A 26,999-nucleotide genomic window follows, 5' to 3' on the forward strand; every position below is an offset into this window, starting at 1 on the left:
CCTAAAAGCATATAATGCCTATGTCCCCATACTTTTCACATTTAACTTTTCCAAATCCAGGTATTATCTTAATGTCATCTAAAGTTTTAGGTTTTGCCTTAATTATTTCTTTAATTCCTTCATTACTGTATATAAGATAAGGCTTAACATTTTCTTCTTTGCTTTTATTTAAACGATATTCTTTCAATTCTTTATAAATTTTGCTATTTTCATCTATATTTTCACTTGCTTGATTTTTCTCATTCTTTTCTTTGTCTATTAAATTATTTTCTTTAGAACTTAATTCAACAATTTTAGCTCGATTATTAGTTGTATTACATTTTTTATTTTTAATATTTTCATTTATATTATCTATATGCTTTGATTTTTCCTCTATATTCTTTCTTCATTTTGTAATTAACAATTCTCGGAATCAAGAGTAGTAGTATAATTAATCCTATAAATTCCATATAATTTTCCCCTTTCAATTTAAACCCAATAACTATATTTTACCATAAACAAAAACTAGAAATCTTACTGAATGAATCAAATACTTGCTTTTATGCATAACTTTAATATACCTTTTGATAATAATCTTGCAGAACGAGATCTACATATGGCTAAGGTTAAACAAAAAATCTCAGGAACATTTAGAAGTATTAATGGTGCAAATGCATTTACTAGAATTCGTGGATATGTATCCACGGTTCGAAAAAAGGGGTTAAACACATTGGATTGTTTAAATTCAATTTTCACTTTGAATCCATTTGATCCGACCTTAGTGTAAGATACAACAAATAGAGGTACTTAAAATTTCAGTACCTCTATTTGTTGTATCTAATATTATATTAGAAATAAATTAATTTGTTATGGCTGAATAATTACAATAATTTATTTTGAGATAGCTATTTTTTTATTATATAAGTAAAACTTTTTATTTAGCTTAAGAATTAATTAGATTCAGACTTTAATATATGAAATTAAAAAGCATATGTTACTAATTAGTCGATTAATAATAAGTTAGTTGCCTAATTAATTTTAAGTACATTTAGGCATTTGTGTTAAAAATAATAATAATTAAGTAGCTATTATTAACAAATGATCGTAATTAGAACAAAAAAATGTAATGAAATTTTACTTTTTTTCAAAATATGCGAAAAAATCAATGAAAAATTCTATTTAATGGTAGGGGGCGGAGGCATAGCTTAATGAAAACAGCACAAATCATAGAGCTTTTTTGAGAACTTTGATGTTGATTTAAAATAGCGCAATTTAGGCAAGATAAAAAAAGATTGAACATTGTCAAAAGTATGTTAGTATTATGGCATGGACACGACATAACAAACTTGAAAACATAAAAGTAAATTTAAAAAGTATTTAAATTTATTAAAATGTGTCTAAATAAAAAGATGAAAAGAGGAAAAACTAATGAAAAAAACTTTTTTAAAAAAGACAATAAGTGCGGTAGTTGTAGCAGCAACAATGTTCACTTTAATTCCATTAGGAGTATCTGCAGAATGGAAGAAAGCAAGTAATAATACTTCGAGCTATATAGACGGAAATCAAAAAGTTAATGGATGGAAGAAAATTTCAGATAAATGGTACCACTTTGACTGTAATGGAACTATGAATATAGGCTGGATTAAAGATAATGGAAAATGGTATTATGCAGACAGCACAGGGGCAATACAAGTTGGACTTATTAAAATCAATGGAAAAACATATTATTTTAATAAGTCAGGAGAAATGCAAACAGGAACTGTAACAATCGGAGGTAAAACTTATACTTTTGATAAAAATGGGCAAGCCGTTGGAACTACAACGACATCTAAACCTATAAATAATCAAGATACTACTGTACAACAAACTCCTAATAATAATCAATCAGTTGCAACAACACCAAGCAATAACCAAGGTTCAAATAAAAGTGGGATAACAACACAAAGTAATGCTACTTCTACCAATGGTAATTCAGTAGATGTAAATGGCTTAGCAAAGTTACCACAAAAATATCCTATAAATGTACAAGCTAGTGCTGAAAATAAAATTCTTGAATTAATGAATCAAAAGAGAACAGAAGCAGGGTTAAAACCATTAATTATGGACAATACGTTATTACAAGTAGCTAGATACAAAAGTGATCATATGATACAGTTAAATTATTTTGATCACACTACTCCAGATGGAACTAAATGGGTTGATTGGTTACAAACAATAGGATATAAATATACTACAACTGGAGAAAATATAGCATATAATACTACTGATCCAGTTGAATTATTTACTCAATGGTGGAATTCACCAGGACACAGAGCAAATATGATGAATCCTGATTTTGGTAAGGTTGGTATAGGTGTTATTCAAGGGGATAATAAATTCATGGGAACACAAACATTCTCAAATTAATATAAGATTAAACATATTCAATAAATAGTGGATATTAAACAAAAGGGCTATCGCAAAATAAAATTCATGGTAGCTATATAAGGGGAAAAAGTGGATTCAATATGAATCCACTTTTTTGTGCATACTTTTATAATTTGTACGATAACACACATTAAGTAGTATTACCAAGAAAATCAGAAAGTTTACTATTTTTATACAATCATAATAGCAAAACAAATTGTGTTCACAATTTGTTAATGACCACTGGGGTATTTGGAGAAAACTGTAAGTTTTCTCCTTGCTAAAAGTCTACATTACATAGACTCTCATTCATATTTCTTAAAATAAAATTATTAGCATACTGATTTATTAAATTCCAAATAAAATAAAATATGATATATTAGACTCTCTTAACATCCAGGAAGAATTACTTTAAAACTATGCTCACTTATTGAATTTACAAACTCAACTTTTCTTCTATTTTTAAATGCATTTATTATTCGTTTAAAACCTTGTCCATTATTTAAAAATCTCTTTTCGTCATCTAAAGTTGTGAGCTTTTCATAAAGCCATATATTTCTTTTATTATAATGAGTTCTTTCACTATTAATGTTTTCATCTATAAGTTCTCCAGGACTTGAAACAATAACATTATCCTCTTCTATAGAAACTTCAATGATCCTATTTAAATCAAAATATTCTCTATAAAGAACAGCGTTTTTTATGGCTTCTGTTATAGCTGAACATGGATAATCACTTTTAATTATTTCTGATATTTTCTTTTCTGCCTTATCTATCATATCTAAAAGATTCCCTTGAATAATATGAACATCACCATAAACGTTGTTTAAGTTGTCCACAATTTTTATCATATTATTAGGAATACAAAGATAATTATCATCTGAAAAAACAAGAAGTCCTCCATATGTGCATCTAAGCTCAGTACCGTCTCTTTCTTGTGACGCTATGCCTGATGAAAGAAGCAAAAATTCTTTGTTTTCATCATTAATTTCAATTCCTTTATGGCTAAAATATTTTTTTACAAGCTCCATATTAAGCATGTCTATTCTACTATTAACAAGAGGACACGTTTCAATTGTTAAACTCAAATTCTGCTCTAGAAGTGTTATTATTTCCTGTTTCCTCATAACATCAGTTGTTGAACCTCTTCTTATATAAAAAGCTCCATTTTCCCTAATCTGATAAGGCTTCTGTCCAACATCATAAATCGTTATTACTCCAACCTTTTTATTATCTATATAAATAAAATCAACCTTTAAAGGTATAGGTGGCTCACACCTTGAAGTTATAATTTGCTGAATCTGTTCTTCTGTGAACAAATCCACTTTTTTAATACCGATTACCTTCTTTGTCTTATCCTGTATTCCAACTATAATATATCCACGCCCATATCCAGTATTAGCAATTGCACATATATCCTTTGACAATTCTTTCTTTCCACTTTCAGTAACAAAATCGAGTTTTAATTTATAATCTAATTTTATTCCTTCCTCTCTCTTTAACAATGACATAAGTTTTCTTTTATCCATAAATCCTCCACATAAATATTAAAATCCCCATTAATACAATATATTTATTCAAGTATAAATCCTTATATGACTTGTCATGTACGTTATTCATGGTCTTATTATGACCCATTCTACTACCTCAATTATAGCATAAATTTAGTTTTGAGTACTCATATGTCTATACTATATAGATTTAATGAAATGCTTGTACTTAGAAATTTTTGTTGTCTCCAGAACTACTTCTGAGACACGAAGTGTTGAAGTTGCTATGAAATGATTGAAATTAATCATAAAAAATGTTATGCTTTAAGCGGTAAACCAAAACAAAATATTGGTACTACATAATCTCCCCAATTGCAAAATTGCGATTGGGGAGATTATATGAAGATTATATATTGAAGAGCTTATTTTTATAGGCTCTTTTCAAATGATAAAAAGAGGTGATACTATGATAAAAGTTGATAACTTGTCCTACTCATTTCCGCAAAAAGATTTATATAATAAGATTTCATTTACGCTTCAAGATGATCAGCATTGCGCTTTTATAGGAACAAGTGGTAGTGGAAAAAGTACACTGATAGATATAATTATGGATCCTGAAAAATATATGTTCGATGGTAAGCTCGAGATGGACCCAAATTGTAGAATTGGATATGTAAGTCAGTTCTCACAACTAGACAAAACAAAAGAAACTACAGTTTTCGAATATATAGGGGAAGATTTTATTAAGCTACAAAATGAAATAACATCTATTTGTACTGAAATGGAAACATCTTCAGATATTGATACTTTATTAATAAAGTACCAACAAGCTTTAGACTCACTTGATGCAATTGGTGGGGATGATTTCGAAAGCAACCTTATTAAGAAACTAAATCTTGCAAACCTAAACAAGTATAAAGATCTAATGGTATCTGAACTTAGTGGTGGTGAGTTCAAACTTATTCAAGTGATTAAGGAAATGCTTAATAGTCCAGACTTAATTATTATGGACGAACCAGATGTGTTTTTAGACTTTGAAAACCTTAATTCTCTTAAAAATCTAATTAATTCTCACAAGGGAATAATGTTAGTTATTACGCACAACAGATATCTATTGAATCATTGTTTTAATAAAATTATTCACCTTGAAAATATGGAGCTTCAAGAGTTTGATGGAAGATATATTGATTATAACTTCACATTACTTCAAACTAAAATTGAGTTGCAGGAACTAGCTATTGCTGATGATGAAGAAATTAAGAGAAACGAGCACATAATCAATAAACTAAGAGATAGAGCAGAAATTACAGGTGAAACTTCTGCTGGAAAATATCTAAAAGCTAGAATGAAATTTCAAGAAAGATTAGAAAATCGTAGAATTAAAACACCATTTGTAGATATTAAGCAACCAAATATTCGTTTAGCTACTTATAATGAAATCGAAGAAATCATTGCTTTAAAAGTTAATAATTACAGTGCTAGCTTTGATGAGATGCTTTTAGAAAATGTTAACTTTGAGATTAAATCTACTGATAAAGTAGCTCTTATTGGGTCAAACGGTACTGGAAAAACGACTCTACTAAGAGATATCTTTAAAAATAATAATGCTGCTATTGAAATAAATTCTGACGTTGAAGTAGCTTATTTATCTCAGCTTCAAGGAGAAATACTAAATGAATCTAATACAATACTTGAAGAATTCTTAGATTCAGGATTTAAAACTTATAAAGAGGTTAAATCATATATTTCAAACTATGGTTTTGACGAACAAATCATTGACCAAAAGATAGGATCTTTATCTGGTGGAGAAAAAAATATACTTCAATTAGCTAAAGTTTCTGCTGGTAAATCAAACATGTTGCTTCTAGATGAACCGACAAGTCATTTAGATACCTATTCGCAAATAGCACTTGAAAAAGCCATAAAAAATTATGACGGTGCGATTCTCATGATTTCTCATGATTACTACTCTATAATAAACTGTGTGGATTATGTTTTAATTATTGAAGATAAGACAATTAGAAAAATGAGTATGCGAAAATTTAGAAAGATGATTTATGCGAAGTATTTTGATAAAGACTATTTAGAAATTGAACAAAAGAAAAGATCAGTTGAAACGAAAATAGAATTAGCTTTACAAAATACTGATTTTGAGCTTGCAAAAAATTTATCTGAAGAGTTAGAATCGCTGATTAAGTTACTTTAAATCTTATATTTTTTTACTTAGGACGTTAGCAAAGGGGTTTAGCTATATCTAGGCGTTAATTCTTTGACGCTTACCTCTTATCAAACAAAAGCAGATAAAATTATTCTTAATAAAATCACAATTTTTATTAAAAAATCACATAAATCTAAGAGCCTAAATTAGAAAATTCTTTGAAAGATTTTCTAATTTAGGCTCATTATTTTTTATATTTATAATAAACTAAACAACTTGTACTTTGAACTCTTTCTTTTCTTGAGATGGAGTTTTTATGAAACACTAAGCATTAAATTTCTGGTAATATTTTCAATCTTCAGAGGGCTTATCAGAACCGAAGGGACTAATTGCTAACCTTTATCATACAGGAATCCTACCTGTTATATATCTACTTTACTTACGGTACGAAGTCTGCCTTTGATAGGTGTTTTTTGTAACTCCTGAAACACCCATTCCCCTTTATTATTTAATATTTCTACAAAGGTAGATATATCAACTATATTGATGATTCCTATATCTTCCTTTGTCATGCCCTCAATATTGCAAAGTGTGCCTACAATATCTACAGCCCTCATCTTTGTTTTCTTACCTGCATTAATATGTAATTTCATAATCTCTTTAGTAAGCTCAGCACCTTTTATTTCTTTAATTTCAGGTCTTGTATTCATTTTCAAAGCAAATTCTTGTTTGAAATTATTTACAGTTTCCATTGAAGGTCTTCCCTTCAAAAGAATCTCTTTACCGATATATTCATGTATATCATTTAAAAACTTACTTTCATTTTGTGTTACAAACGTAATTGCTCTACCCATCTTGCCTATGCGTCCAGTTCTTCCTATCCTATGAACATAGCTTTCCTTGTCTTCTGGTATATCATAATTAATTACATGCGTGATATTATCTATATCTATACCTCTAGCTGCAACATCTGTAGCTATCAGATATCTAAAATAACCTTGTTTAAAATTATTCATTACTCTTAATCTATCACTTTGTTCCATTCCACCATGTATTTTTCTACAAGTATACTGGAGATTTGCCAGCTCATTATAAACTTCATCTACCTTTTGTTTTGTATTGCAGAATATTATACAACTATCTGGATTTTCTATTATAGTTATATCTCTTAAAAGTTCTATTTTATCCAATTCATTTACGTTATATCTTTCTTGACATATATTATCTGCTGCTTTATTTTGCGCCTCTATTTCAATATGTATAGGATCTTTCATATATTTGTTGCATAAAGTCTCTATGTCTTTTGGCATTGTGGCTGAGAATAACATCGTCACACGTTCTTTTGATAAGCTTTTTATTATTGTTTCTATCTGCTCTACAAATCCCATATTAAGCATTTCATCAGCTTCATCTATTATAAGATACTTTATCTTTGATGTATCAAATGTACCTTTTTCTATATGATCTATAATACGACCAGGTGTACCAACTACTATATGTGTTTTTTGTTTAAGTTCCTTTTCTTGATCATATAGAGAGGACTTTCCATAAATTGCAGATACTTTAAGTCTTTTAAATCTACCTATATTAAAAATATCTTCTTTGACTTGGATAGCAAGTTCTCTTGTTGGTGTAATCACTAATGCTTGAGGTTTATTTTCTTCCCAGTCCACTAATTGACAAATAGGAATAGAATATGCTGCAGTCTTCCCGCTTCCAGTTTGAGACTTTACTACTATATCCTTTTCCGTTAACGCAATCGGTATAACCTGTTTTTGGACTTTTGTAAGTTCCTTGAAATTTAACATACTAATTGCTTTTAATAACTCACTGCTTAACTTATAATCATTAAAATTTGCTTTTATCATTTAATCATCTCTTTTCCTATATTTTTTTACTATTATTTTTACAAATATACTTTTTTACCTATAGCTAGAATCCGTAAAACTTCACCTGAAAAGTTTCACTTTATGTTTCACACATAAGGGTTATCCATTTATTCATCATAGTATTATGTATATTATTAATGGCCTTTATGACCCATTCATAACCTCTAGTATAACATAAATCAAACCTTGAGTAGTCATCTGTCTGCTGCAAAGCTAATTTCAATATTAAAATCATCCTCTGTTATATGAAAACTCGTATTAATCAAACAAAAATAGTTAAAAGCAAATAAAAAAATCGCAGGCGACTATGGAGCCGTAGATTTTTTTTACGCATCTGTCTTTTCGAACGCATGTGAGAAAAATCTGGCAGGCGAATATATTTGTTTTTTATTCTTTAGGTTTTTGTCAAATGTATTTTGTTAGCTTATTATATAAGTTATCCACAGATTTAAATGTATTATAAATTCCTAAAGAATAAAAAAGCACTCCATCTGATTAAAGACATAAAAAATAACAAGTTCCCTATAATATATAGTTGAACTTGTTATTTTCATAGTTTATTTAAATAGGTTTAATGCACAATCAAAAAATGCTAGTTCAATATAATTGATATTTAATCTATTATTTTTTGATTGTGTTTAACTAGAGAGCAAATTTATTAGATTTTAAAATATGGCTTATCTAAGCATCCATCCTGAAATCACCATCATTTGAACTTCTGATGTTCCTTCATAGATTTCTGTTATCTTAGCATCACGCATCATTCTTTCAATTGGATAATCACTTGAATATCCATAGCCACCAAATAATTGCAGGCAACGATTTGTTACATCAGTAGCATTTCTAGAAGCAACCAATTTTGCCATAGCAGCTAAATGTGTATATTTTTCATGATCATCTTTTGCACATGCTGCTTGATATACTAAAAGTTTTGCAGCTTCTGTACTTGCACGCATTTGTGCAAGTTCAAATTGAGTATTTTGGAATTGTGAAATTGATTTTCCAAATTGAACACGCTCTTTAACATATTTTACTGTTTCTTCTATTGCACCTTCTGCAATACCAAGAGCTTGTGCTGCAATACCAATACGTCCTCCATCAAGAGTCGCCATTGCAATTCCAAATCCTTTACCTTCTTCTCCTAAAAGATTTTCCTTTGGAACTATGCAGTTATCAAAGAATAATTCACATGTAGAAGATGCACGAATTCCCATCTTTAATTCATGAGTTCCAACAGAAAAACCTGGGAAATCTTTTTCAACGATAAATGCTGAAATACCCTTTGTTCCCTTGCTCTTATCTGTCATAGCAAAAACAATATATATCTCTGCATATCCTGCATTTGTAATGAAAATCTTGCTTCCATTTAATACATAATGGTCTCCTTCAAGTACCGCTGTTGTCTTTTGCATAGAGGCATCAGTTCCAGCAACAGGTTCTGTTAATCCAAATGCACCTAATTTTTCACCTGAAGCAAGTGGTTTTAAATATTTTGCTTTTTGCTCTTCTGTACCAAAAGCATGAATTGGAGTTGCACAAAGACTTGTATGTGCTGAAACAATAACACCTGTTGTCGCGCAACATTTAGATAATTCTTCTACACATTGTACATAACTTAATGTGTCCATTCCTGCTCCGCCGTATTCTTCAGAAAATGGAATTCCAAGTAAGCCCATTTCAGCCATTTTTGCTACATTCTCTTCTGGAAAACGCATGCTTTCATCAATTTCTTTTGCGATTGGTTTTACCTCATTTTCTGCAAACTCGCGATACATTTCTTGTAATTGTTCATGGTTTTCATCTTGTCTAAAATTCATATTAATCTCCTGCCTTCCTTTTTTCCTTTTTTTAATTTGTGGGATATCAATTGTTTTTTCTTAATTCCTTTTCTTGTTTTGTGGGACATCTTTTCATTTTTCTTTCATTTTTACTTTTTGTGGGATACGCTTATTTTAATTTTTCCTTATTTACTTTTATGGGATATTTATATATATAAACTTTTTTATTATGAGCTTAAACCTTCTATTTGGCTACATACTTTACCTGGATTCATAATGGAATTTGGATCAAAGACTTTTTTAATGCCTTTCATTAATTCCATATTTATTTCTCCAATGCTATCTCTTAAATAGCTAACCTTTCCACTACCAATTCCATGTTCTCCTGAAACAAGGCCTCCACATTTTATTGCTTCCTCGTAAATAATCTTAAAGAATTTATCAACTCTTGTTTTAAACTCTTCTTCTTCTAAATCATTACTGCATTGGTATATGTGAAGATTTCCATCTCCTGCATGTCCAAAGCTTTTAATAGTTATTCCACACTCTTCACCAGTTTTATTTACAAATGCAAGATAAGGAGCAATTTTATTTACTGGAACTACAACATCACATTCATCTAATAATTTTGTTTCTGCCATAATGGCTTCAAGGAAACTAGAACGTGCAGCCCACGCATCCTTAATTTTTGCTGGTGTATCAGCTACAAGCACATCAATTGCTCCTGATTCTAATACTATTTCACTAGCTTGTTCTATAAGATTATTTAACTCATCTTCATTACCCGCATCAATAGTTACAAGTAAATAAGCATTTGCAGTTACTCCATCAATTACTTGTGGGAAGACGCTTTTTCCAATATATCTTTCACTAGATAAAACGATTTCTCTTTCCATAAATTCTATAGCTTGCGGATTCATGTGTTCCATTTTAAATTTAGGAACAGTAGAAATACAATCATCTAAATTTTCAAAAGGTATAATTAAACTTGCAACTACCTTTGGTGCTGGCATGATTTTAAGTGTAAGTTCAGTAATAACTCCAAGGGTACCTTCTGAACCAATCATTAAATTCAAAAGACTATAACCTGAACTTGTTTTCGATACTGTAGCTCCAAAGTCTGTTACTTCACCTGTTGGAAGTACAACCTTCATTGCACGTACATAATCACGTGTTGCACCGTATTTTACAGCTCTCATTCCACCAGCATTAGTTGCAACATTTCCACCTAGGCAAGCGAATTTTTCACCTGGGTCTGGAGCATATAATAATCCTTGTTTTAAACAGTCCTCTGCAAGATCGTTTAATAAAACACCAGCCTCTACACGTACAATAAAATTCTCTAAGTCATAAGAAAGTATTTTATTCATCTTTGTAATATCAATTAAAACTCCTCCGAGTAGTGGAACTGCTCCACCTACAAGCCCCGTTCCTGCTCCTCTTGGAGTTACTGGTATTTTATTTTCATCACATATTTTTACTACCTTTGAAACTTCTTCAGTAGAATGTGCCATAAATACAACTTGTGGAGCTGCTTTCCCATAGATAGGCATTTCATCGTGACTGTAATCTTCATTTATATCTTCACCTGTTAAAATATGCCCTGGAGCTGCCTCCTGTAATTTCGTGATTAATTCTTCTGTCAATTGATTATACTCAGCCATAATAATCATTTCCTTTCTAATTTATTTAGTGCCAAATTTAAATTTTTTCCTAAACTTTTACCTGATATCTTTCATCCCTTATCTTTTTATACTACTTACTACTTACTACTTATCTCTAATCTCTTATCTTTTACCCTATTTCCTATACTACTTTTCTTTTTTCACCTTATCTTTTATCTCTCAATACTACTTATCTCTTACTTATTATCTCTTAACTAAATAAACGTGTGCCTATAAAACATAGGATTCCAGCAATAGTTACATAGCATATATAATATTTAAATACACTTCTTAAAATTTTACTTTCCGAACCAGATTTGCCTATTGCACTTGCGCCAATTGCAATACTTTGAGGACAAATCATCTTTCCTATACCTGCTCCAAGTGTATTTGCTGCACCCATCCATGCTGCTGAAAGTCCGAGGTTTTGTGCTGTTTGTACTTGTAATCCTCCAAATAAAACACTGGTGGATGTACCTGAGCCTGTGACAAAGCCTCCAATAGATCCGATTAATGGTGAAATTAATGGATATGCTCCTCCTGTAACTACAACTAAAAGACTTGCAATATCTGAAATCATTCCACTATAGCTCATTACTTTTGCGGTTGACATAACTGCACAAATTGTTACAATCGTTTTCCAGTTTGCTTTTAATGTACCTTTTAATACATCAAACATCATTGGCGCTTTTGCACCTTGTGTAAACCCTCCAATAATGGCCGCAATAAAGATAATTACACCCGGTGTATTAATCCAACTAAAGGTTAAAGTGTTTCCTCCTTTACCTGCATATACAATTGCACTAGTTTTAAATCCTGCGATTGCATCATGAATTGGTGGGCATAATGTTGAAGTAAACATTAACATTAAAAATATTAAAATAAATGGGCACCAAGCTTTTACTGCATTACTAAATGATAAAGTTGTTTCTTCTTGTTTTTCATTAACTTGAATACAATATTCTTCTTGAGGATTTTTATTAAATATTTTTGCTGAAGCAATTGTACATATCATGCAACAAATAGATCCTACTATATTTGGTAATTCTGGTCCAAGTACTGTTGCTGTAATATAAGCAGGTATTGTAAATGATAATGAAGCAACCAAGGTAACAACAAATACCCCTTTAAGTGCCTTTATTCCCCCACCTACAATGGATGCCATAATAAATGGAGTTATAAAAAGGATAAACGCTTCAATTATCGCTGTGTTTGCTGCTAGTGAGTTAGCTCCAACTTTCGTTACTGCAGAAAGTGTTACTAAAGGTATTCCAACTGATCCAAAAGCAGTTGGTGCTGTATTGGCAACTAAACATGCTAGAACTGCTGAAATTGGATTTAATCCAAGACCAGCAAGCATTGATGCTGGAATAGCAACTGCTGTACCGAATCCCGCCATTCCTTCCATGAAAATACCAAAGCCCCATCCAATAATTAATATTAATACTCTTTTATCTCTAGAAACTCCAGCCAACATTTTTTTAATGGAATTCATTGCGCCTGTACGTAAAATCAAATTATACGTAAACAAAGCTGCAACAATAACTAGACAAATTGGCCACAATGCGTTTAGTATTCCTTCTAATACTCCTGTCATAGTATAAATGACATTCAAATTCCAGAAGAAAATAGCTAAAATCATTGTAAGAACAAGTGCAGTTAAACAGGCTTTAAAACCTGGCATTTTTAATCCGCTAAGTGCAATTATAAGCCAAATAATTGGTAATATGGCCATTAAGAATTTTAAAAACAGCATTTTCATATCCTCCTTATTTAATTTTTAAGTGGTATAATCTTTCACAAATTGGTATGACCATGGTATTATAATTATCCATCTCTCCACTTGCTAATTAATACTGTTTTAAAAATATACGAATACAATTATTTTTTATATGCTGCGTTTCTTATTAATTTATTTTTAATAATTCTCTAAGTGTACAAGTGTGAAATTTTATATTTAATTTCATATTCTTGTGAATTGAGATTTATTTTTAAGTTATTGCAATAGCTTTTAGTGAAATAACCCTTTATCTTAGAAAAAACTTTACTGTGCTTTTGCTTTTTTCATTTCTTCAATCATAACTGGAAGAATTTCTGCAACATTACCAACAATACTTAAGTTGGCAACTTCAAATATTGGAGCCTCTTCATCTTTATTAATTGCAACGATATAACCTGAACCTGTCATTCCAGATGTATGTTGTGTTGCTCCAGAAATACCACATGCAATATATAGTTTTGGTGCTACAATCTTTCCTGATTGTCCAACTTGATGTGCACGAGAAATCCATCCATCCTCAATTGCGGGTCTTGTTGCACCAACTACACCACCAAGTACACGTGCTAATTCTTCAACAAGTTTAAAATTTTCTGCATTTCCCATTCCACGTCCACCAGAAACAATAACTTCAGCTTCTTCTAAATTAACAGATTCAGAAATTTCTTTTACTACATCAACAATTTTTGTCTTAATAACATTAGCTGGAATTTCAACCTTCTTTTCTGTAACGCTTGCATTTGAAGCAGCTTCTGGCTTTGGAAAGCTTCCATTTCTAACTGTAACTATAGCAGTGCCTTCTACTTCAATATGTTCCAAAATTGTGCCGCCATAAGCTGGTCTGGTATATATAACTTTATCATGGCTTTTACTAATTCCTGTTACATCACTTACACATCCTAAACTCATTCGTCCAGCAATACGTGGTGCAATATTTTTAGCGAGTGCTGTATTAGCTAATAGAATAATATCTGGATTTTGTTCCTTAACAGTTTCTGCTAATACTTCTGTCAAAGTATCACAGCCATCCGCATTATCTGCAAAAATAACTGGAATTCCAAACGCTGCTACTGTATCTGCTAAAGCCCTGTTACCTACTACAAGAGCTGTTCCTTCTGCCTCTAATGCTTTTACTGCACTAATAAGTTCTAGGCTTCCTCCCAATACTTTTTCTCCATCTGTCTCAATAAACAATAATGCTTTCATACTTTCCTTTTCCCCCTTAATTTAGATTGCCTTATCCTTTTTCATTTGTTCCATAACAGCACTTACTGCAAGCACAGCATCTTTCTCTTTAATCTTGATACCAGCTTCTTTCTTAGGAGGTTCAACATATTGAATGCAACATACTTTTGCTTGTTTTACCTCTCCAATTTCTGCTGCTGAGTAAGTTGGAATTACTGCCTTACGACTTGCCATCTTAGTTTTAATAGTAGGGTAACGTGGATCATAATTTGGTTTACTTACTGTTACTACTGCTGGTGATTTTAAAGAAACTAAATTATATCCTTCATCAGTTTCTTGATGAACTTCCAAATCATTATCTTTTAGACCTATTTCAATTGCACTACTTACAAAACCCATTTTAAGTTTTTCAGCAAGCATTGCTCCAACCTCACCAGTAATTTCATCTGTAGATTCCTTTCCACAAAGAATTAAATCAAATTTTTTACCCTTGTCCTTTTCAATTTTATTAATAGCATCTGCCAAAACATGAGCTGTTCCAAGGGAGTCTAAATCTGCATATAAATCATCTTTTACAAAAAATGCTTCTTTAGCTCCTACAGAAAGACAATTTTTCAAGGTGTTTAAAGAATCTTCTGCTCCAACTGTTAATACACTTACTTGCCCTCCATGTGCTTCAGTCAAGCGGACTGCTAGCTCTAATGCATATGTATCAAATGCATTTGCTACCAAACTCACTCCACTTAACTTGGGTTTTTTAGCTTCCTTATCCAAATGAATTTCAACAGAGTCATCTGGAACTTGTTTTACACATAACATAATTTCCATGTTTTTTCTCCCCTTTACCCTTTACATTAATTTAATGATATTAGCGATTTTATTAACATTATTTTCCTAGATTTAATATATTCCTAGGATCAAAGATAATTTTCCTCCTATAAATTCATACATACTTATCGTACCAATCATAAATAGGTCTGACCAATTTGTGATTTCATTATATCTCCTCAAATACTGCTTGTAAACAATTGTTAATAATTTAACAGTAAATGTTTACATTAGTAATTTTCTCTATTATAAAAAGTTATATATATAAGTACTTAAATCAATTTTTACATCATTGATTTAAAGTAATTTTTTTTCTTAATACCCTTATTTTTATATTTATTGTTAAATTAATAACATACTCATATCAAAAAAATATTTAGATTATTAACATGACATGACTTGCATTAATAATCTAAATTTAATTAATTAATCTTATCTGCTATCTATTTTTTTTTGTAAAACATGCCATTAAAAAATATTTTATCCTTTAGAATTATTATCTTAGTTCCATACTCATTGGTGATTTTTTTAGATCTTCCGCCACTAGCTGGAATTTTATAAAGATTTTCATTGTCTGAATAATTTACATAATACACATATTCTTTGCTTACATTTATAAATGTAGCTTTGTTATTAGATTAGCAAGTTCAGTCATTCTTCCTTCACAAATACCCCCGGGGGTCTTTGGCTTTAAAAGATAGGATCTTTATCTGGTGGAGAAAAAAATATACTTCAATTAGCTAAAGTTTCTGCTGGTAAATCAAACATTTTGCTTCTAGATGAACCGACAAGTCATTTAGATACCTATTCGCAAATAGCACTTGAAAAAGCCATAGTTGCATAAGGCACTAGCAAAAAATAACAAGTCAGTATTCTAGTATACTTCACTTGTTATTTTCTTTCTAGTGCCTAACTGAAATTTATTCTTTTAGCAAAACAACAGCAGGACTATTCTCATATCCTGCTGTTGCCTTCTTTACATTGCATAAGTTCTTTTGTTGCACTCTTATTGTCATCTATAACCTTTATTACTGACACATCATCTATAATCTTGGTATTATTATCTAATTTAATTCTTTTTTAATGTTCTCAACCTCTTCAATACTTAGTCCAGTTCCTTTAACAATCATATCAACATCTAATCCCATTATCAAAAAATTCTTAGCATTTTTTATTGTTGCTTCTTTTATTCCTTCTTTTATTCCTTCTTCCTTTGCACTTTTTAATCTTGTCATTTGATCATGAAGTTCTGCTTCTCTTGATTCATAGGCTGCTCTTGCCTTATCATCTTTACTTATAACTTCAAGAATATTATAGGCTTTTCTTATTTTCTCATTTTTTTCTGCTAACATTTTAAACGCCTCCTTATTTCTTGCTTGTAAGTAGAGAACCCGAATCTATGATTTGTTGTGAATCACTTACTCAGCGAACGAATGTGAGTCGAGTTTCCTATAGAACAATAGGTTCATCTTCATCTTTAGGAACGTTATCGTCAAATAACTTTGGTAGTTCTAGATAATGAATCTCTAACACATCAGTTAATTTTTGATTGGTTTCATCCTCTGTTATATGAAAACTTGTATGAAGTTTGTTTATTTCTATGCAGTTAAAATCAACTATATTTATAGTGATACATTTTTCGAGTTTATCATATGTATCTCCTGATTTTATTTGACCATTATACATCTTGCTCCAATAAAATAAGGTTCTTTCATTTCCAAATTTAACCACCACACCTTAAATATATTTATACTTTTATTATATACCATACAGTGCTTTTCTTAAACAAAAACTAAGATATGGAGCTTTAGATAATAATTCCATTAGTTTTTGCTAAATCTCAATCTTATAACAATATCATTTCTATAAATATTCATCTTTTATATTAAATTATCACACCTATAGCAATGCTTTTTGGGGGAAATAAATGTACCTCAGAGGTCATTCCGAGGTCCTAGGGACTGAGGTTTCTAACTTAAATTAGTATAAATTTAAGTTTAGCTATATTTCTATTAAACATATTATATATATGCTTAATTATCTACTTCTAATATTAATTCTTTAAGGTTTATGCTCACGCCTAATTTTAGTAATACATCAAGTCCTAATAAACCATTTATAGAACCCTCTTCATCTATCATTCCAAAATCTATACTAACATCTTCAAGTTTATTATTTCCAATACTTATGGTATCAATATTCTTTCTGTATGCATAATGTTCTCCACCTATACCATACATAGTAATAAAATTATCATTTGCTTCCGCCTTAACGCCTATATCTGCAACAACATCGGGGCTTAGTATTGTATGTGCTGCTCCAGTATCCAACACTACATCCTTAACCAATAACTTTTTTCCTCTATATTGAATATTTATATTAGTGAATAACAATCCATGTTCATATCTCAATTTCATCTTACAATACCTCTTAATATCGGCATTTGTACTATATCCATTTCCAGCTTTTCCTTAGATGTATGATAAACAAAGTCCTTGCCTTTGCATTTAACTAAAACTTCAGTTGCTTCATCATCATCTAATACTTTTACAACAGCAACATCATCAATACATTTCTTATTGTCCTCAATATGCTCTTTTAAACTTTTAAGAAGAATAAACTTATCTGGATATGTACTTCTAACATCATTCCAGTTCATAACATCAATACCTCCCTCTAAACTATGTTACACTTATTATATCATAGTTGCTTAAAGTTCAGCTCCTGTTATACCATCATTATACGAAATAAAATTCCATAAGTTATCCATTGAATCATAAATTTCATCATAAATTATATCTTCATGAACTATCTTTTCTATTGTTTTTCCTTCAATTAATAATTCTATTTCCTGTTTAGTTTTAGTATCTGCTTTTTCTATAAGACTTTTAACTATGCTGTTTGAACTTGTATTTGCCCAGTACGATGATGGAAATATACTTTTATCCACTACTAAATCTTTTATAAATCTTACTGCACTCCATGGATTATAGACTTCAGCATCTCCAAAAATATATCCATTATACCATTCTTTTATCAAAGTTTCTCTTTCATTCAAGTCATAATCTCCAAGCATTTTACTTACTTCTTCTTGAGTGAATCCAAAATATTCATCATAAGATTTATTTAATATTGAGATAATTTCTAAATTATTTAACCCTGTAAAAATCCTTTCCTATTAATTATAGCCGTACTTCTCCTTACTACGAAAGTAAATAGTATGTTGTATAATATAAAACACTAGCCTGATATTAATATATTAAGCTAGTGTTATTTTAAAATTGAACTACTCCATTTAGAAATTATATCTCTTCTCCATATAACCATTCCATTACATATATAAGCTATATGTTTAAATTTATTTGTGTTATCATATATATTAATTTCATCACATACATCTAATACTTCTTTTAAATTATCCAGCGATTCATAATATCTTCTTTCTATAACATCTTCTGGTATTCCATGACCACCTTTTAAAACTCTAAGTTTAACTCTTTCTTTAGCAATGTCAGGATTGTCTACTCCTATATAATTCATAACTACATAAAAACCTTTTTCTTTTACTTTTTTTATATTTCTAACAATGCTTTTACCTGAAAGAGTCGTTTCTTGATTAAATGATATATCATTCTTTATATAGTCGTTTATAAGTTTTATTGCTTCTCTTGCACATTTAATTTGAAGATTATTATCTTCCCACGAACCTATTCTTGCTACCATTTCATCTGTATTTATTCTTTTTTCATTTTTATTTCTTTCATAATAAATAGACTTATATATTGAAGTTTTTCCAGCACCATTAACACCTGCAAATACAGTATACGTAGCCACTATTTTTCACCTATTACTCTTTCTTGTTCCTTTTGTAATACCATATCTGATAAAGTAATATAAAAATCCTGTTCCTCTTTTGTTTTTGCCTCTTTAAATAAATTTTTTAAATCATAATATGAGCATCTTAGAAATTGATCATACAAATTATTTTGTTCATTTATCTTTTCCATATACCTCATCCTTTCTTACTTATATTATATCTCAAATAGATATTATTTTTAACTATATTTGTATCCTTCGATAACTTTTTTATCTCAAACCTCACATATTTCTTATAAAATGATGTACTATCTATTTAATATAAACATTTCAGAACATCCATTTTTATATTAAATATTTTCTGAATTACAGCCCTAGGTTTTCTATTAAATTCTTCCATAGAAAAATCATATAAACTCCCATTATATTCTACATTAATTTTATCATCTTTTATACGAATCTTCATTCCTTCTATAGAAAAGCCCTCAATGCTACTGTTTTTATTTAAAATTTACTATATTCTCTCCAAACAATTCACTCTTATTTACTATATATTTAAAATATCTTGGAGCATTCCATTTCCTAGTATCATTATATAAAACATAGTAACTATTGCTGAAACATTAAAACCCTTTTTATTTTTCTTGTCTTTCTTATTTAAGTTTCTAACTTGATACTTAGATATTGTTATTTTATTTTCAAACCTACCCCATTTTTCAATCTCAAACCTATAGTATAAACTTTCATCATCCTTTGGCAGCTCATGTATTTCATTTTTTTTAGTAAATTAACTTGTTGTGCTAGTTAAAAATATACTTACAATATTTTTAATATTGCATATTCTAATATGGCTTACCATAAATATTCTGAAGAATATTAGAATATCTATTCTAAACCATATTACCATATATATTCTTCAGAATATGTGCTAAAAATGCGGGTTTAAAAACTTATGTTACAAAACTGAACATATTTAATTAGCACAATGCGTTAATATTACTTTTAAATAAATTTTTAAACACTTTAGGTTGCTTGTACTTGGAAATATTTAGACCTGAGAGGTCTTTGCATGACTTAGGCGTGCTTGCTAATTATGAACATAAATTTAAAGAGATAGCTTGACTACTTTTTAGAAAGTATCAACTGTCTCTTTAATTCTTACGACTAGTTTTAAATTTTAAATATTATATTTTATTTGTCAGTAATATTATCCTAATTTGCTCATGGCACAGACGCCTTTGTGAATGTTAACCCACTTGCTAAAGATGACTTATCGACTCTAATTATTTCTATATTAATTCAAAACTTGTACCTGGAGTTCTTTGTACTCCCCCAAGGTATTTGTTCCTTGTACCTGTAAAATATTGGACCTCAGAGGTAGTGGTCGGGAGTTTACGAGCGACTTGCTTAGAATGCCAAGTCTCTTTAACTATTTATCTGTTATTTAGTTTTATCTATTCCTTGTTCTTGATATTTTATCTAATTCTTAATAAGCCCAATAGCCACCCCAATAATGCTAAACTGATCTTCCTCTAACATAATTGGCTCATAATTATCATTTTCTGGCATTAATAGAATCTTTCCTCCCATTGATTTATAGGTTTTTAATGTAGAATTACCTTCAATATCTACTGCAACTATATCTCCAATGTTTGCAGCATTTTGTTTATTTATTACTACATAATCTCTATCATCTATATTTTTGTTTATCATTGAATCCCCTTTAATTTTAAGTATGAATACATCATTTGAATTTCCAACCCATTCTGTTGGTAAATAGTATTTACCTTGGAGGGAATCATTTATTAAAATTGGAGTTCCTGCAGCAATTTCATTAAATACTGGAACAGCTCGCACATTTTCTACTTTTGTTTCTGCTCCATTTTCCTCTATATAAATTTCACCTATTGAAGAAGAATCTTTAATGAACTTATGTGAGACATTTCTTTTAAAATCTATATATTCAATAGTTTCTAAGGTTAATGGAATCATTGAGGAATCATATTTAGGTATATCATCTATTTCTTCTAAATCTCTATTTATGATAACAAGTTCATTTCCATCAGTAGCTATTCCATATTGAGTACTTGGAGTATTAGCCATATAACTTTTTAATTGTGATAATGCTCCACCTATTCCACTACCCCAAGCTTTAGTTTCTATTAATATATAAGGGCCTTTAACTTTATTTCTGAATATATCAATTGCAATATCTGCAAACTTAATTTGTGATCCTATATTTACTTTTTGTTCTATTGCAACTAAATTTAATGGATATTTATAAACTTCTTTTATTTCTCTAAGTATCCATTGTCTTATTTTTTCTTCCCCACAATATATATCAGTAATATCTTCTTTAAATAGATAATCTTCTATACTTATTGAAGAAATTCTTCTCATATCACAGTTTAACTTTATTCTTAAATATCTATAATCTATGTCTTTAATTAATTTAGAAGGTGTACCATTAGATGTTATAAATAACTTTTCAGTAGCTCTTGTCATTCCAACATAAAGTAACTTTCTTTCTCTAGACTCTAACATGTCCATATCTTCTTCTTCATTTTTAACTGGACATAAGGGCATTACTCTAGAATTTAATCCTGCAATTATAACAACTTTAAATTCAAGTCCTTTTATAGAATGCATAGTTACAAGCTTTACACATTCCTTAGCAAAATCAAATTCATTGGAATTATCAAATATTGAACAATGTATATTATGTTTTTCTAGACACTCCTTAAATTCTTTTAACTGATTTCTTAATCTTGCAATTATAACTATATCTTTAAGTTCATAACCTTTCATAAGATTTTTAGTTATTAAGTTTGCTATGTATGAACCTTCTTCCTTTGTATTTTTGAAGTTTATGTATATTGGATATTCGCCCTGCTTGTCTATTAAATTAGGTTTAACAAAATTATCATCTTGAATTAAATCTTCATCACTATTAATTAAACTAAAAGCAGCTTGAGCTATTTGCGTTGTTGTTCTATAGTTCTTACTTAATGAATTAGATTTACCTGTCATATCATACCCTAAGCTAGTAAAAGAACGTTTCTTAACAAGCCACGCTTGAGGATATATACTTTGAGCAACATCTGAAATAAATGTTATACTTGAATATGTTTTTTCATTATATAAAGCTTTTAAAAATTCTAGTTGAACTCTAGTTAGGTCTTGACTTTCATCTATCAAAATATGAGTATACTTTTTTATTGGATATTTTCTAGCTTGAACTAATGCAAGTAATGCCATATCCTGAAAATCCAATTTATTTATCTTCTTTAAATTGCTATCATATTTTATCAAAACCTCAAATATTGAATTTCTCTGTTCAGAATTTTTTCTAAGTTTTTGAGGTCCATCATTATTAACCTTACTAACTCTACCTATTCTATCAACACATTGATATTCTTGAATCTCCATATAGTTACAGGCCTTAATCCACATAATTTCTTCTTTAATAAATTGAAGATATTTAGAATTAATTATTTTAACGTTTTCATATCTATTACTAACAAAATTTATAGCATCTATTAATTCGTTTTGACACTCTTTTGATGATGCAAGTTCTACTTTTATATTATTTTGCTTTTTATATTGACTAAAATAACTAAACATTATTGAATCTATTGTTTTAATATATAGCTTATCACTATTATCCTCATCAAATAGATTTGTTTGAGTATTAATTTCATCTTTAACACTATCATATATAAATGATACATATTTTTGAAGTGATTTATTATAAGTTGCCATAAGTACTCTATCATCTTTAGATGTGCAATAATGTCTTAATAATAGTGGAATCTTATTTACAGCAACAGTAGTTTTACCTGAACCTGCTACACCCTTTATTAACGAATGACCATTTGGTTTACTCTCAATTATTCTTTTTTGCTCTACATTAAGTTGCATTTATACCCCTTCTTTACGCTTTAATATACTATTACATTAGTACTTAGGCATATTCAAAATATCTAATATAGCATCTCCATACTTTTCAACTTTCTTTGGTCCAAAACCCTTTATATTTAAAAGTTCATCTTTACTTTTTGGTTTGCTTTCTATAAGAAAATTCAATTCCTCATTAGTAAAAACCATATATGCCTTAAATCCCTCTTCTCTCGAAGCTTTTAGTCTATATTGTCTAAGTAATTCATATAATTTTTCACTATCATCGCAGCTTGTCTTATCATTGTTTATAAAGTTATTGTTAGTACTATTATCAATGTTTGAATGTAGATTACTTTCAAATATCTGTGCTTCCTTTGCTTCTATTTTATAATCTTCTTTTTTAAAATCTTTATCTATTAACAAATATTTAGATACATAATCAATTTTTTCTACTTTATTATTGTTTATTAAATAATTAGCAATTTCATGCATGGTATTTTCACTTAGTTCTCTACTGCTCTTATCATCTTCTAAAAGCTTCTTTATTAAACTTCCGATTTGATCATATTTATATAAATTCTCCTTAATATTTTGAGGACATTTAGATTTATTTACTATACTCTTAGGATTAGATATTACAACTATTGATTTTACTGAAATGTTTGATAATAATTTTTCCTTTTGTAATATTTCTTTAAGTACATTAGCATTTCTTTCATTTATTGATATTGGATTATACATACCTTGTTTTTTAATAAATTTTCCTTGTCTATTTTTTATTATTCTTACAAAATCTCCATCTTCAGTAATATCAATATCGCCATTAAGTTGCTTAGTTTTCAATATAAATACACACTTTGAAGTTATAAGTATAAAGTCATATTGGGCTATATAATCATTATGTTCTAATTTAATATCATGAAGAGCAAGCATTGGAATAAATGAATTTTTCAATTCATTATAGACATTCTTTTCCCCATATAATGTTTGCTTTAAGAAAAATATATCTCTATCAATTAAACGCTTTTTATTGCTTATAACTTTATTTGAAAGCTCTTGCAAGTCATTTAATGTATTATTACTATTTTCAAATTCTTTTAGAAATATTGGTTCTGTTATTGTTCTTTTTACATTAAATAATCTATCTAGAAAAGACATTAAGTACACACCCTTTGTAAGTTTGATTTTTCGTTATAATAGGTTACATAATTTGTTGTTATATTGATTATTTTACCATTTTATAAGTTTATTTACAATAACACTACATTTCGAGCTAAAATAGTAAATAACTATCTTTGTTTATAGAAAATTAAAAAATCCAGTTAATTTACTAAAAATAAATCAACTGTATTTTAAATTGTATTTATAAAATTATTTGAAGCAACTTCCTATATTTAAAACTTTTTCTACTTCTGAGCATATATACACTGCTAATTGTTCATTTGTATATTCTTTAAGTAATTTACTATTATAATTAAAATACTTTTTTATTATTTTAATAAGATAATCTCTATCTTTTTCCTTAAGTTCATTTGCCATACTATCTTTACTTAATTCATCATATAACTTAAATGGATTTATTATATCTTCATGCATATTACTTATATTGTTATCTTTTTTCTTTACTGAAATAGTTATTTCATATTTTTCTTCATTACTGATTAAATCCAAAGCTTTTCTTAACAATTTTTCAAGTTCTTTTTCATTGTCTTCTTTTAATTCATTACACATACTATCATCATCTTTTTTGAGTTTATTATAAACTCTTGTTACTGTAGCTTTGTTATATTTCTTATTTAGACTATCTCTACTTTCTCCATCTAATAATGCTTTTTCTATTTCTTTTAATACACCCTTTGATCCCATAAAATTAGCACCTCTCGACTATTTCTTTTACTAAATTATTTATTGTATTAAATTCTTGTCCATATTTTCCTCGTATAGTAGTTTTACTTTCAGAATAATCACAAACATTTGAAATTATTGATCTATTATAAATAACAGTTTCAAATAACCTTGGTATTTCTCCATTGTTACTTCTTATTTCTAATGATTCCCTTATAGTTGTATAAGGTTTATTATTTCTAAATCTATTTATTACAACGCCTAATGATTTAATTAAATAATTATCATCAATTCTCTTTATCTCTCTTGCCTTTTCATTAATTTTTCTTACTACTTGATTTAAACCATAAGTTGACAATGTATCTGCAATAACTGGAATAATATAATACTGACTCATATATATTCCACACATTGTTATAGCTCCTAAATTTGGTGGACAATCAACTAATATATAGTCATATTGACTATATAACATTTCTATTTGTTCTTTTAAAATTTTGATTGAATTATTGTTCTCATTTAGTCCTGAAACTTTATCATATATATCTATTAAATCAATACTCGATGGAAGTAAGTCTAAATTTTTAACCCCATTTCCAATATTACTTACCCCTCTAATTATTGATTTATTAATATTAAAAGCTGTTGTTCCCTCTACCTTATCTAGGAATAATTGATGTATAGTTCGGTTGTTTTCATTTGCTCTTTTCCATCTTTCTTGACTAATAAGTAATACTGTTGCATTCGTTTGTGGATCTAAATCTATAACTAACACCTTTTTATTATGTTCATCTGCTAATACCTCTGCTGTTGCTACTAATAAAGTTGTTTTTCCTACACCACCTTTAAGGTTAATAAAGCTTATCACCTTTGCCATTTTATTCTCCTAAAAATTAATATATTAAAATATTATTAATGTTTTTTAATTTATATTCTTATATTTTAAAAACAGAAAAAAGAAGCATATATTTTTAACACATAATGCTTCTTTTTTGACTATAACAATTTATATTTTAGGCTATGTTTTAATATAATGTTGAAATATAGCCACAAAAAATTATAGGTAGAATTACCTACCTATAATGCTTAATATTGATTTTGAAAATTAAATGAATTATAATTACTTTCTTTTAAACAATGTTTTACAAGATGGACAGTGAGCGTTAGACTCAACGTCAATAGGTGGATTTGATTTATCAACTGCCCATTTATAATTACAGTTGGAACAGCATAAGACGGTATGAGTTTTTATAAACTCCATTGATTCTTTCTGGTATCGTTCATAATCTGTAGGGAACATATCCGCTAATGTGCGAAATATAAAATTACCATCACACTCATGTCCATTCCAATATTCTTTACCATCTTTATATTCAATCATTTAATATCCTCCCAATTTTTAGTACATAAGTTATTATATTTTAGTTGTACATTGGTCTAATTATAACATGATTTACTAAACAGATAATGATTCTCTATTTTTCAAGTCTTTTAATTCTTCTAATAAATATCAATTTTCAACATTGTTTTAAAACATAGCCATATTTAAAATTATAATTATATGAATAATAGGAATTTGTATTCTATTTATGATAGTTCATTGTATCAATAGCAATTGATAACACTTATAACTTACTCTACAAATTGGAATTTATTCATTAGAAGAATTCTACATAATTTATTTTTTATATAACATATCTATATGTGGAATATTATCCTCTAGATATTCTTCTGAGACTGCTTTAAAGCCAAGACTACTATAAAAATTAAGTAAATATACTTGTGCTTGAATTTTAATAGTATCTTCTTTTAAATTGTTTTCTATAAATTCAATAGCTTTTAACATCATTTCTCTTGAAATTCCTTTACCACGATAATTTTTTTTGACGACTACTCTTCCTATTGATATTTCATTATAAGAAACTCCCCTTTCCAAAATTCTTAAGTATGCAACTACTTCTTCATTTTCGTTAGAAAATAAATGATATGAATTTAAATCTTTATCATCACAGTCAAGGTATGAACACTCCTGTTCTACAATAAATACTTTATTTCTTAATGCTAAAATTTTGTATATTTCTTCGCCCTTTAATTGGTTAAATTTTTTAATGTTCCAATTCATTAAATTACCTCCATCTACATCAAATATTAGATTTTAATATAATACTTAGCTCATAGTAAATACAAAAGCACCGAATCTTATTCCTCCTTAAAAAGGCCCTAATGGAATAAGATTCGGTGCTTTTAACATTCTTACCCGGGGATAAGAATAAGCATCATATTA

Annotated in this window: 24 protein-coding genes and 3 pseudogenes; 4 read left to right on the top strand and 23 right to left on the bottom strand. The window is 28.8% G+C overall.

From position 1 onward, the window contains the following. Position 1: 1 nt before the first annotated feature. Entirely contained in the window at positions 2-376 is a 375-nt protein-coding gene (locus tag BM027_RS18795; protein ID WP_090089060.1) for an HRDC domain-containing protein, read from the bottom strand. A 144-nt stretch (positions 377-520) separates the two neighbouring features. Here BM027_RS18795 and BM027_RS04220 point away from each other — a divergent pair, with 144 nt between their 5' ends. Beyond that, a complete protein-coding gene (locus BM027_RS04220) occupies positions 521-766 on the top strand; it encodes an IS66 family transposase (protein WP_423230315.1) in 246 nt (81 codons plus the stop codon). 641 nt (positions 767-1,407) lie between these two features. After that, positions 1,408-2,385, top strand: a complete 978-nt coding sequence (locus BM027_RS04225; protein ID WP_090089062.1) for a CAP domain-containing protein — start codon at positions 1,408-1,410, stop codon at positions 2,383-2,385. Between the two features lie 389 nt (positions 2,386-2,774). Here the strand turns inward: BM027_RS04225 and BM027_RS04230 are convergent, their stop codons facing one another. Beyond that, positions 2,775-3,914 carry an AlbA family DNA-binding domain-containing protein gene (locus BM027_RS04230; protein ID WP_090089064.1) on the bottom strand — a complete coding sequence of 380 codons (1,140 nt, stop codon included), beginning with the start codon at positions 3,912-3,914 and terminating at the stop codon, positions 2,775-2,777. 427 nt (positions 3,915-4,341) lie between these two features. Between BM027_RS04230 and BM027_RS04235 the strand changes: the two genes are divergently transcribed. After that, positions 4,342-6,081, top strand: a complete 1,740-nt coding sequence (locus tag BM027_RS04235) for an ATP-binding cassette domain-containing protein (protein WP_090089066.1) — start codon at positions 4,342-4,344, stop codon at positions 6,079-6,081. 374 nt (positions 6,082-6,455) lie between these two features. On the opposite strand, the gene BM027_RS04240 is transcribed toward BM027_RS04235, so the two are convergent. The 7 genes and pseudogenes from BM027_RS04240 to BM027_RS04270 form a co-directional block, all read right to left on the bottom strand. Further along, positions 6,456-7,901 (bottom strand): DEAD/DEAH box helicase, encoded by a 1,446-nt coding sequence (locus BM027_RS04240; protein WP_090089069.1) that lies wholly within the window; start codon positions 7,899-7,901, stop codon positions 6,456-6,458. Positions 7,902-8,599: 698 nt separating this feature from the next. Then, positions 8,600-9,739 carry an acyl-CoA dehydrogenase gene (locus BM027_RS04245; protein WP_090089071.1) on the bottom strand — a complete coding sequence of 380 codons (1,140 nt, stop codon included), beginning with the start codon at positions 9,737-9,739 and terminating at the stop codon, positions 8,600-8,602. Positions 9,740-9,927: 188 nt separating this feature from the next. After that, the gene (locus tag BM027_RS04250; protein WP_090089073.1) at positions 9,928-11,364 is read right to left on the bottom strand and encodes an FAD-binding oxidoreductase; all 1,437 of its coding nucleotides are present in this window, start codon (positions 11,362-11,364) and stop codon (positions 9,928-9,930) included. 211 nt (positions 11,365-11,575) lie between these two features. Continuing rightward, positions 11,576-13,120 carry an L-lactate permease gene (locus BM027_RS04255; protein ID WP_090089076.1) on the bottom strand — a complete coding sequence of 515 codons (1,545 nt, stop codon included), beginning with the start codon at positions 13,118-13,120 and terminating at the stop codon, positions 11,576-11,578. Positions 13,121-13,408: 288 nt separating this feature from the next. Further along, positions 13,409-14,347 (bottom strand): electron transfer flavoprotein subunit alpha/FixB family protein, encoded by a 939-nt coding sequence (locus tag BM027_RS04260; protein ID WP_090089078.1) that lies wholly within the window; start codon positions 14,345-14,347, stop codon positions 13,409-13,411. Between the two features lie 21 nt (positions 14,348-14,368). Continuing rightward, positions 14,369-15,154, bottom strand: coding sequence for an electron transfer flavoprotein subunit beta/FixA family protein (locus BM027_RS04265; protein WP_090089081.1), 786 nt, complete (start codon positions 15,152-15,154; stop codon positions 14,369-14,371). Positions 15,155-15,597: 443 nt separating this feature from the next. Continuing rightward, positions 15,598-15,774: pseudogene (locus BM027_RS04270) on the bottom strand (DUF5050 domain-containing protein); the annotation flags it as partial. 74 nt (positions 15,775-15,848) lie between these two features. Here BM027_RS04270 and BM027_RS18850 point away from each other — a divergent pair. Continuing rightward, positions 15,849-15,989: pseudogene (locus tag BM027_RS18850) on the top strand (ATP-binding cassette domain-containing protein); the annotation flags it as partial. 229 nt (positions 15,990-16,218) lie between these two features. Here the strand turns inward: BM027_RS18850 and BM027_RS18445 are convergent. The 14 genes and pseudogenes from BM027_RS18445 to BM027_RS04335 all read right to left on the bottom strand — a co-directional run bounded on the left by BM027_RS18445 (position 16,219) and on the right by BM027_RS04335 (position 26,837). Continuing rightward, a complete protein-coding gene (locus BM027_RS18445) occupies positions 16,219-16,506 on the bottom strand; it encodes a hypothetical protein (protein ID WP_242943280.1) in 288 nt (95 codons plus the stop codon). A gap of 97 nt (positions 16,507-16,603) precedes the next feature. Beyond that, positions 16,604-16,885, bottom strand: a complete 282-nt coding sequence (locus tag BM027_RS18450) for an Rpn family recombination-promoting nuclease/putative transposase (protein WP_242943281.1) — start codon at positions 16,883-16,885, stop codon at positions 16,604-16,606. A gap of 302 nt (positions 16,886-17,187) precedes the next feature. Continuing rightward, the gene (locus tag BM027_RS04285; protein WP_090089083.1) at positions 17,188-17,571 is read right to left on the bottom strand and encodes a retropepsin-like aspartic protease; all 384 of its coding nucleotides are present in this window, start codon (positions 17,569-17,571) and stop codon (positions 17,188-17,190) included. After that, the gene (locus tag BM027_RS04290; protein WP_090089085.1) at positions 17,568-17,813 is read right to left on the bottom strand and encodes a hypothetical protein; all 246 of its coding nucleotides are present in this window, start codon (positions 17,811-17,813) and stop codon (positions 17,568-17,570) included. The genes BM027_RS04285 and BM027_RS04290 overlap by 4 nt, the downstream gene beginning before the upstream one ends. Before the next feature lie 81 nt (positions 17,814-17,894). Further along, a pseudogene (locus tag BM027_RS04295) lies at positions 17,895-18,329 on the bottom strand (AAA family ATPase); the annotation flags it as partial. Between the two features lie 95 nt (positions 18,330-18,424). After that, entirely contained in the window at positions 18,425-18,988 is a 564-nt protein-coding gene (locus BM027_RS04300; RefSeq protein WP_090089087.1) for an ATPase, read from the bottom strand. Beyond that, complete coding sequence (locus BM027_RS04305) at positions 18,988-19,161, bottom strand: hypothetical protein (protein WP_090089089.1); 174 nt, start codon at positions 19,159-19,161, stop codon at positions 18,988-18,990. Before BM027_RS04305 ends, BM027_RS04300 begins: the two co-directional genes overlap by 1 nt. Before the next feature lie 125 nt (positions 19,162-19,286). Continuing rightward, positions 19,287-19,436 carry a hypothetical protein gene (locus BM027_RS18175; protein ID WP_175559937.1) on the bottom strand — a complete coding sequence of 50 codons (150 nt, stop codon included), beginning with the start codon at positions 19,434-19,436 and terminating at the stop codon, positions 19,287-19,289. Between the two features lie 1,013 nt (positions 19,437-20,449). Then, on the bottom strand, positions 20,450-22,891 hold the full coding sequence (locus BM027_RS18455; protein ID WP_090089091.1) for a S24 family peptidase: 2,442 nt from the start codon (positions 22,889-22,891) through the stop codon (positions 20,450-20,452). Between the two features lie 36 nt (positions 22,892-22,927). After that, a complete protein-coding gene (locus BM027_RS04315; protein ID WP_090089093.1) occupies positions 22,928-24,028 on the bottom strand; it encodes an HRDC domain-containing protein in 1,101 nt (366 codons plus the stop codon). Positions 24,029-24,241: 213 nt separating this feature from the next. After that, a complete protein-coding gene (locus BM027_RS04320) occupies positions 24,242-24,736 on the bottom strand; it encodes a hypothetical protein (protein WP_090089095.1) in 495 nt (164 codons plus the stop codon). A gap of 4 nt (positions 24,737-24,740) precedes the next feature. After that, positions 24,741-25,592: a ParA family protein gene (locus tag BM027_RS04325; protein WP_090089097.1), complete on the bottom strand. Its 852-nt coding sequence runs from the start codon at positions 25,590-25,592 to the stop codon at positions 24,741-24,743. A gap of 243 nt (positions 25,593-25,835) precedes the next feature. Next, positions 25,836-26,096 (bottom strand): hypothetical protein, encoded by a 261-nt coding sequence (locus tag BM027_RS04330; protein ID WP_090089099.1) that lies wholly within the window; start codon positions 26,094-26,096, stop codon positions 25,836-25,838. A 297-nt stretch (positions 26,097-26,393) separates the two neighbouring features. Then, positions 26,394-26,837, bottom strand: coding sequence for a GNAT family N-acetyltransferase (locus BM027_RS04335; protein ID WP_090089102.1), 444 nt, complete (start codon positions 26,835-26,837; stop codon positions 26,394-26,396). Positions 26,838-26,999: the final 162 nt, after the last annotated feature.

Origin of the sequence: Clostridium uliginosum (genome assembly GCF_900112485.1) — a bacterium.
Lineage (GTDB): Bacteria > Bacillota > Clostridia > Clostridiales > Clostridiaceae > Clostridium > Clostridium uliginosum.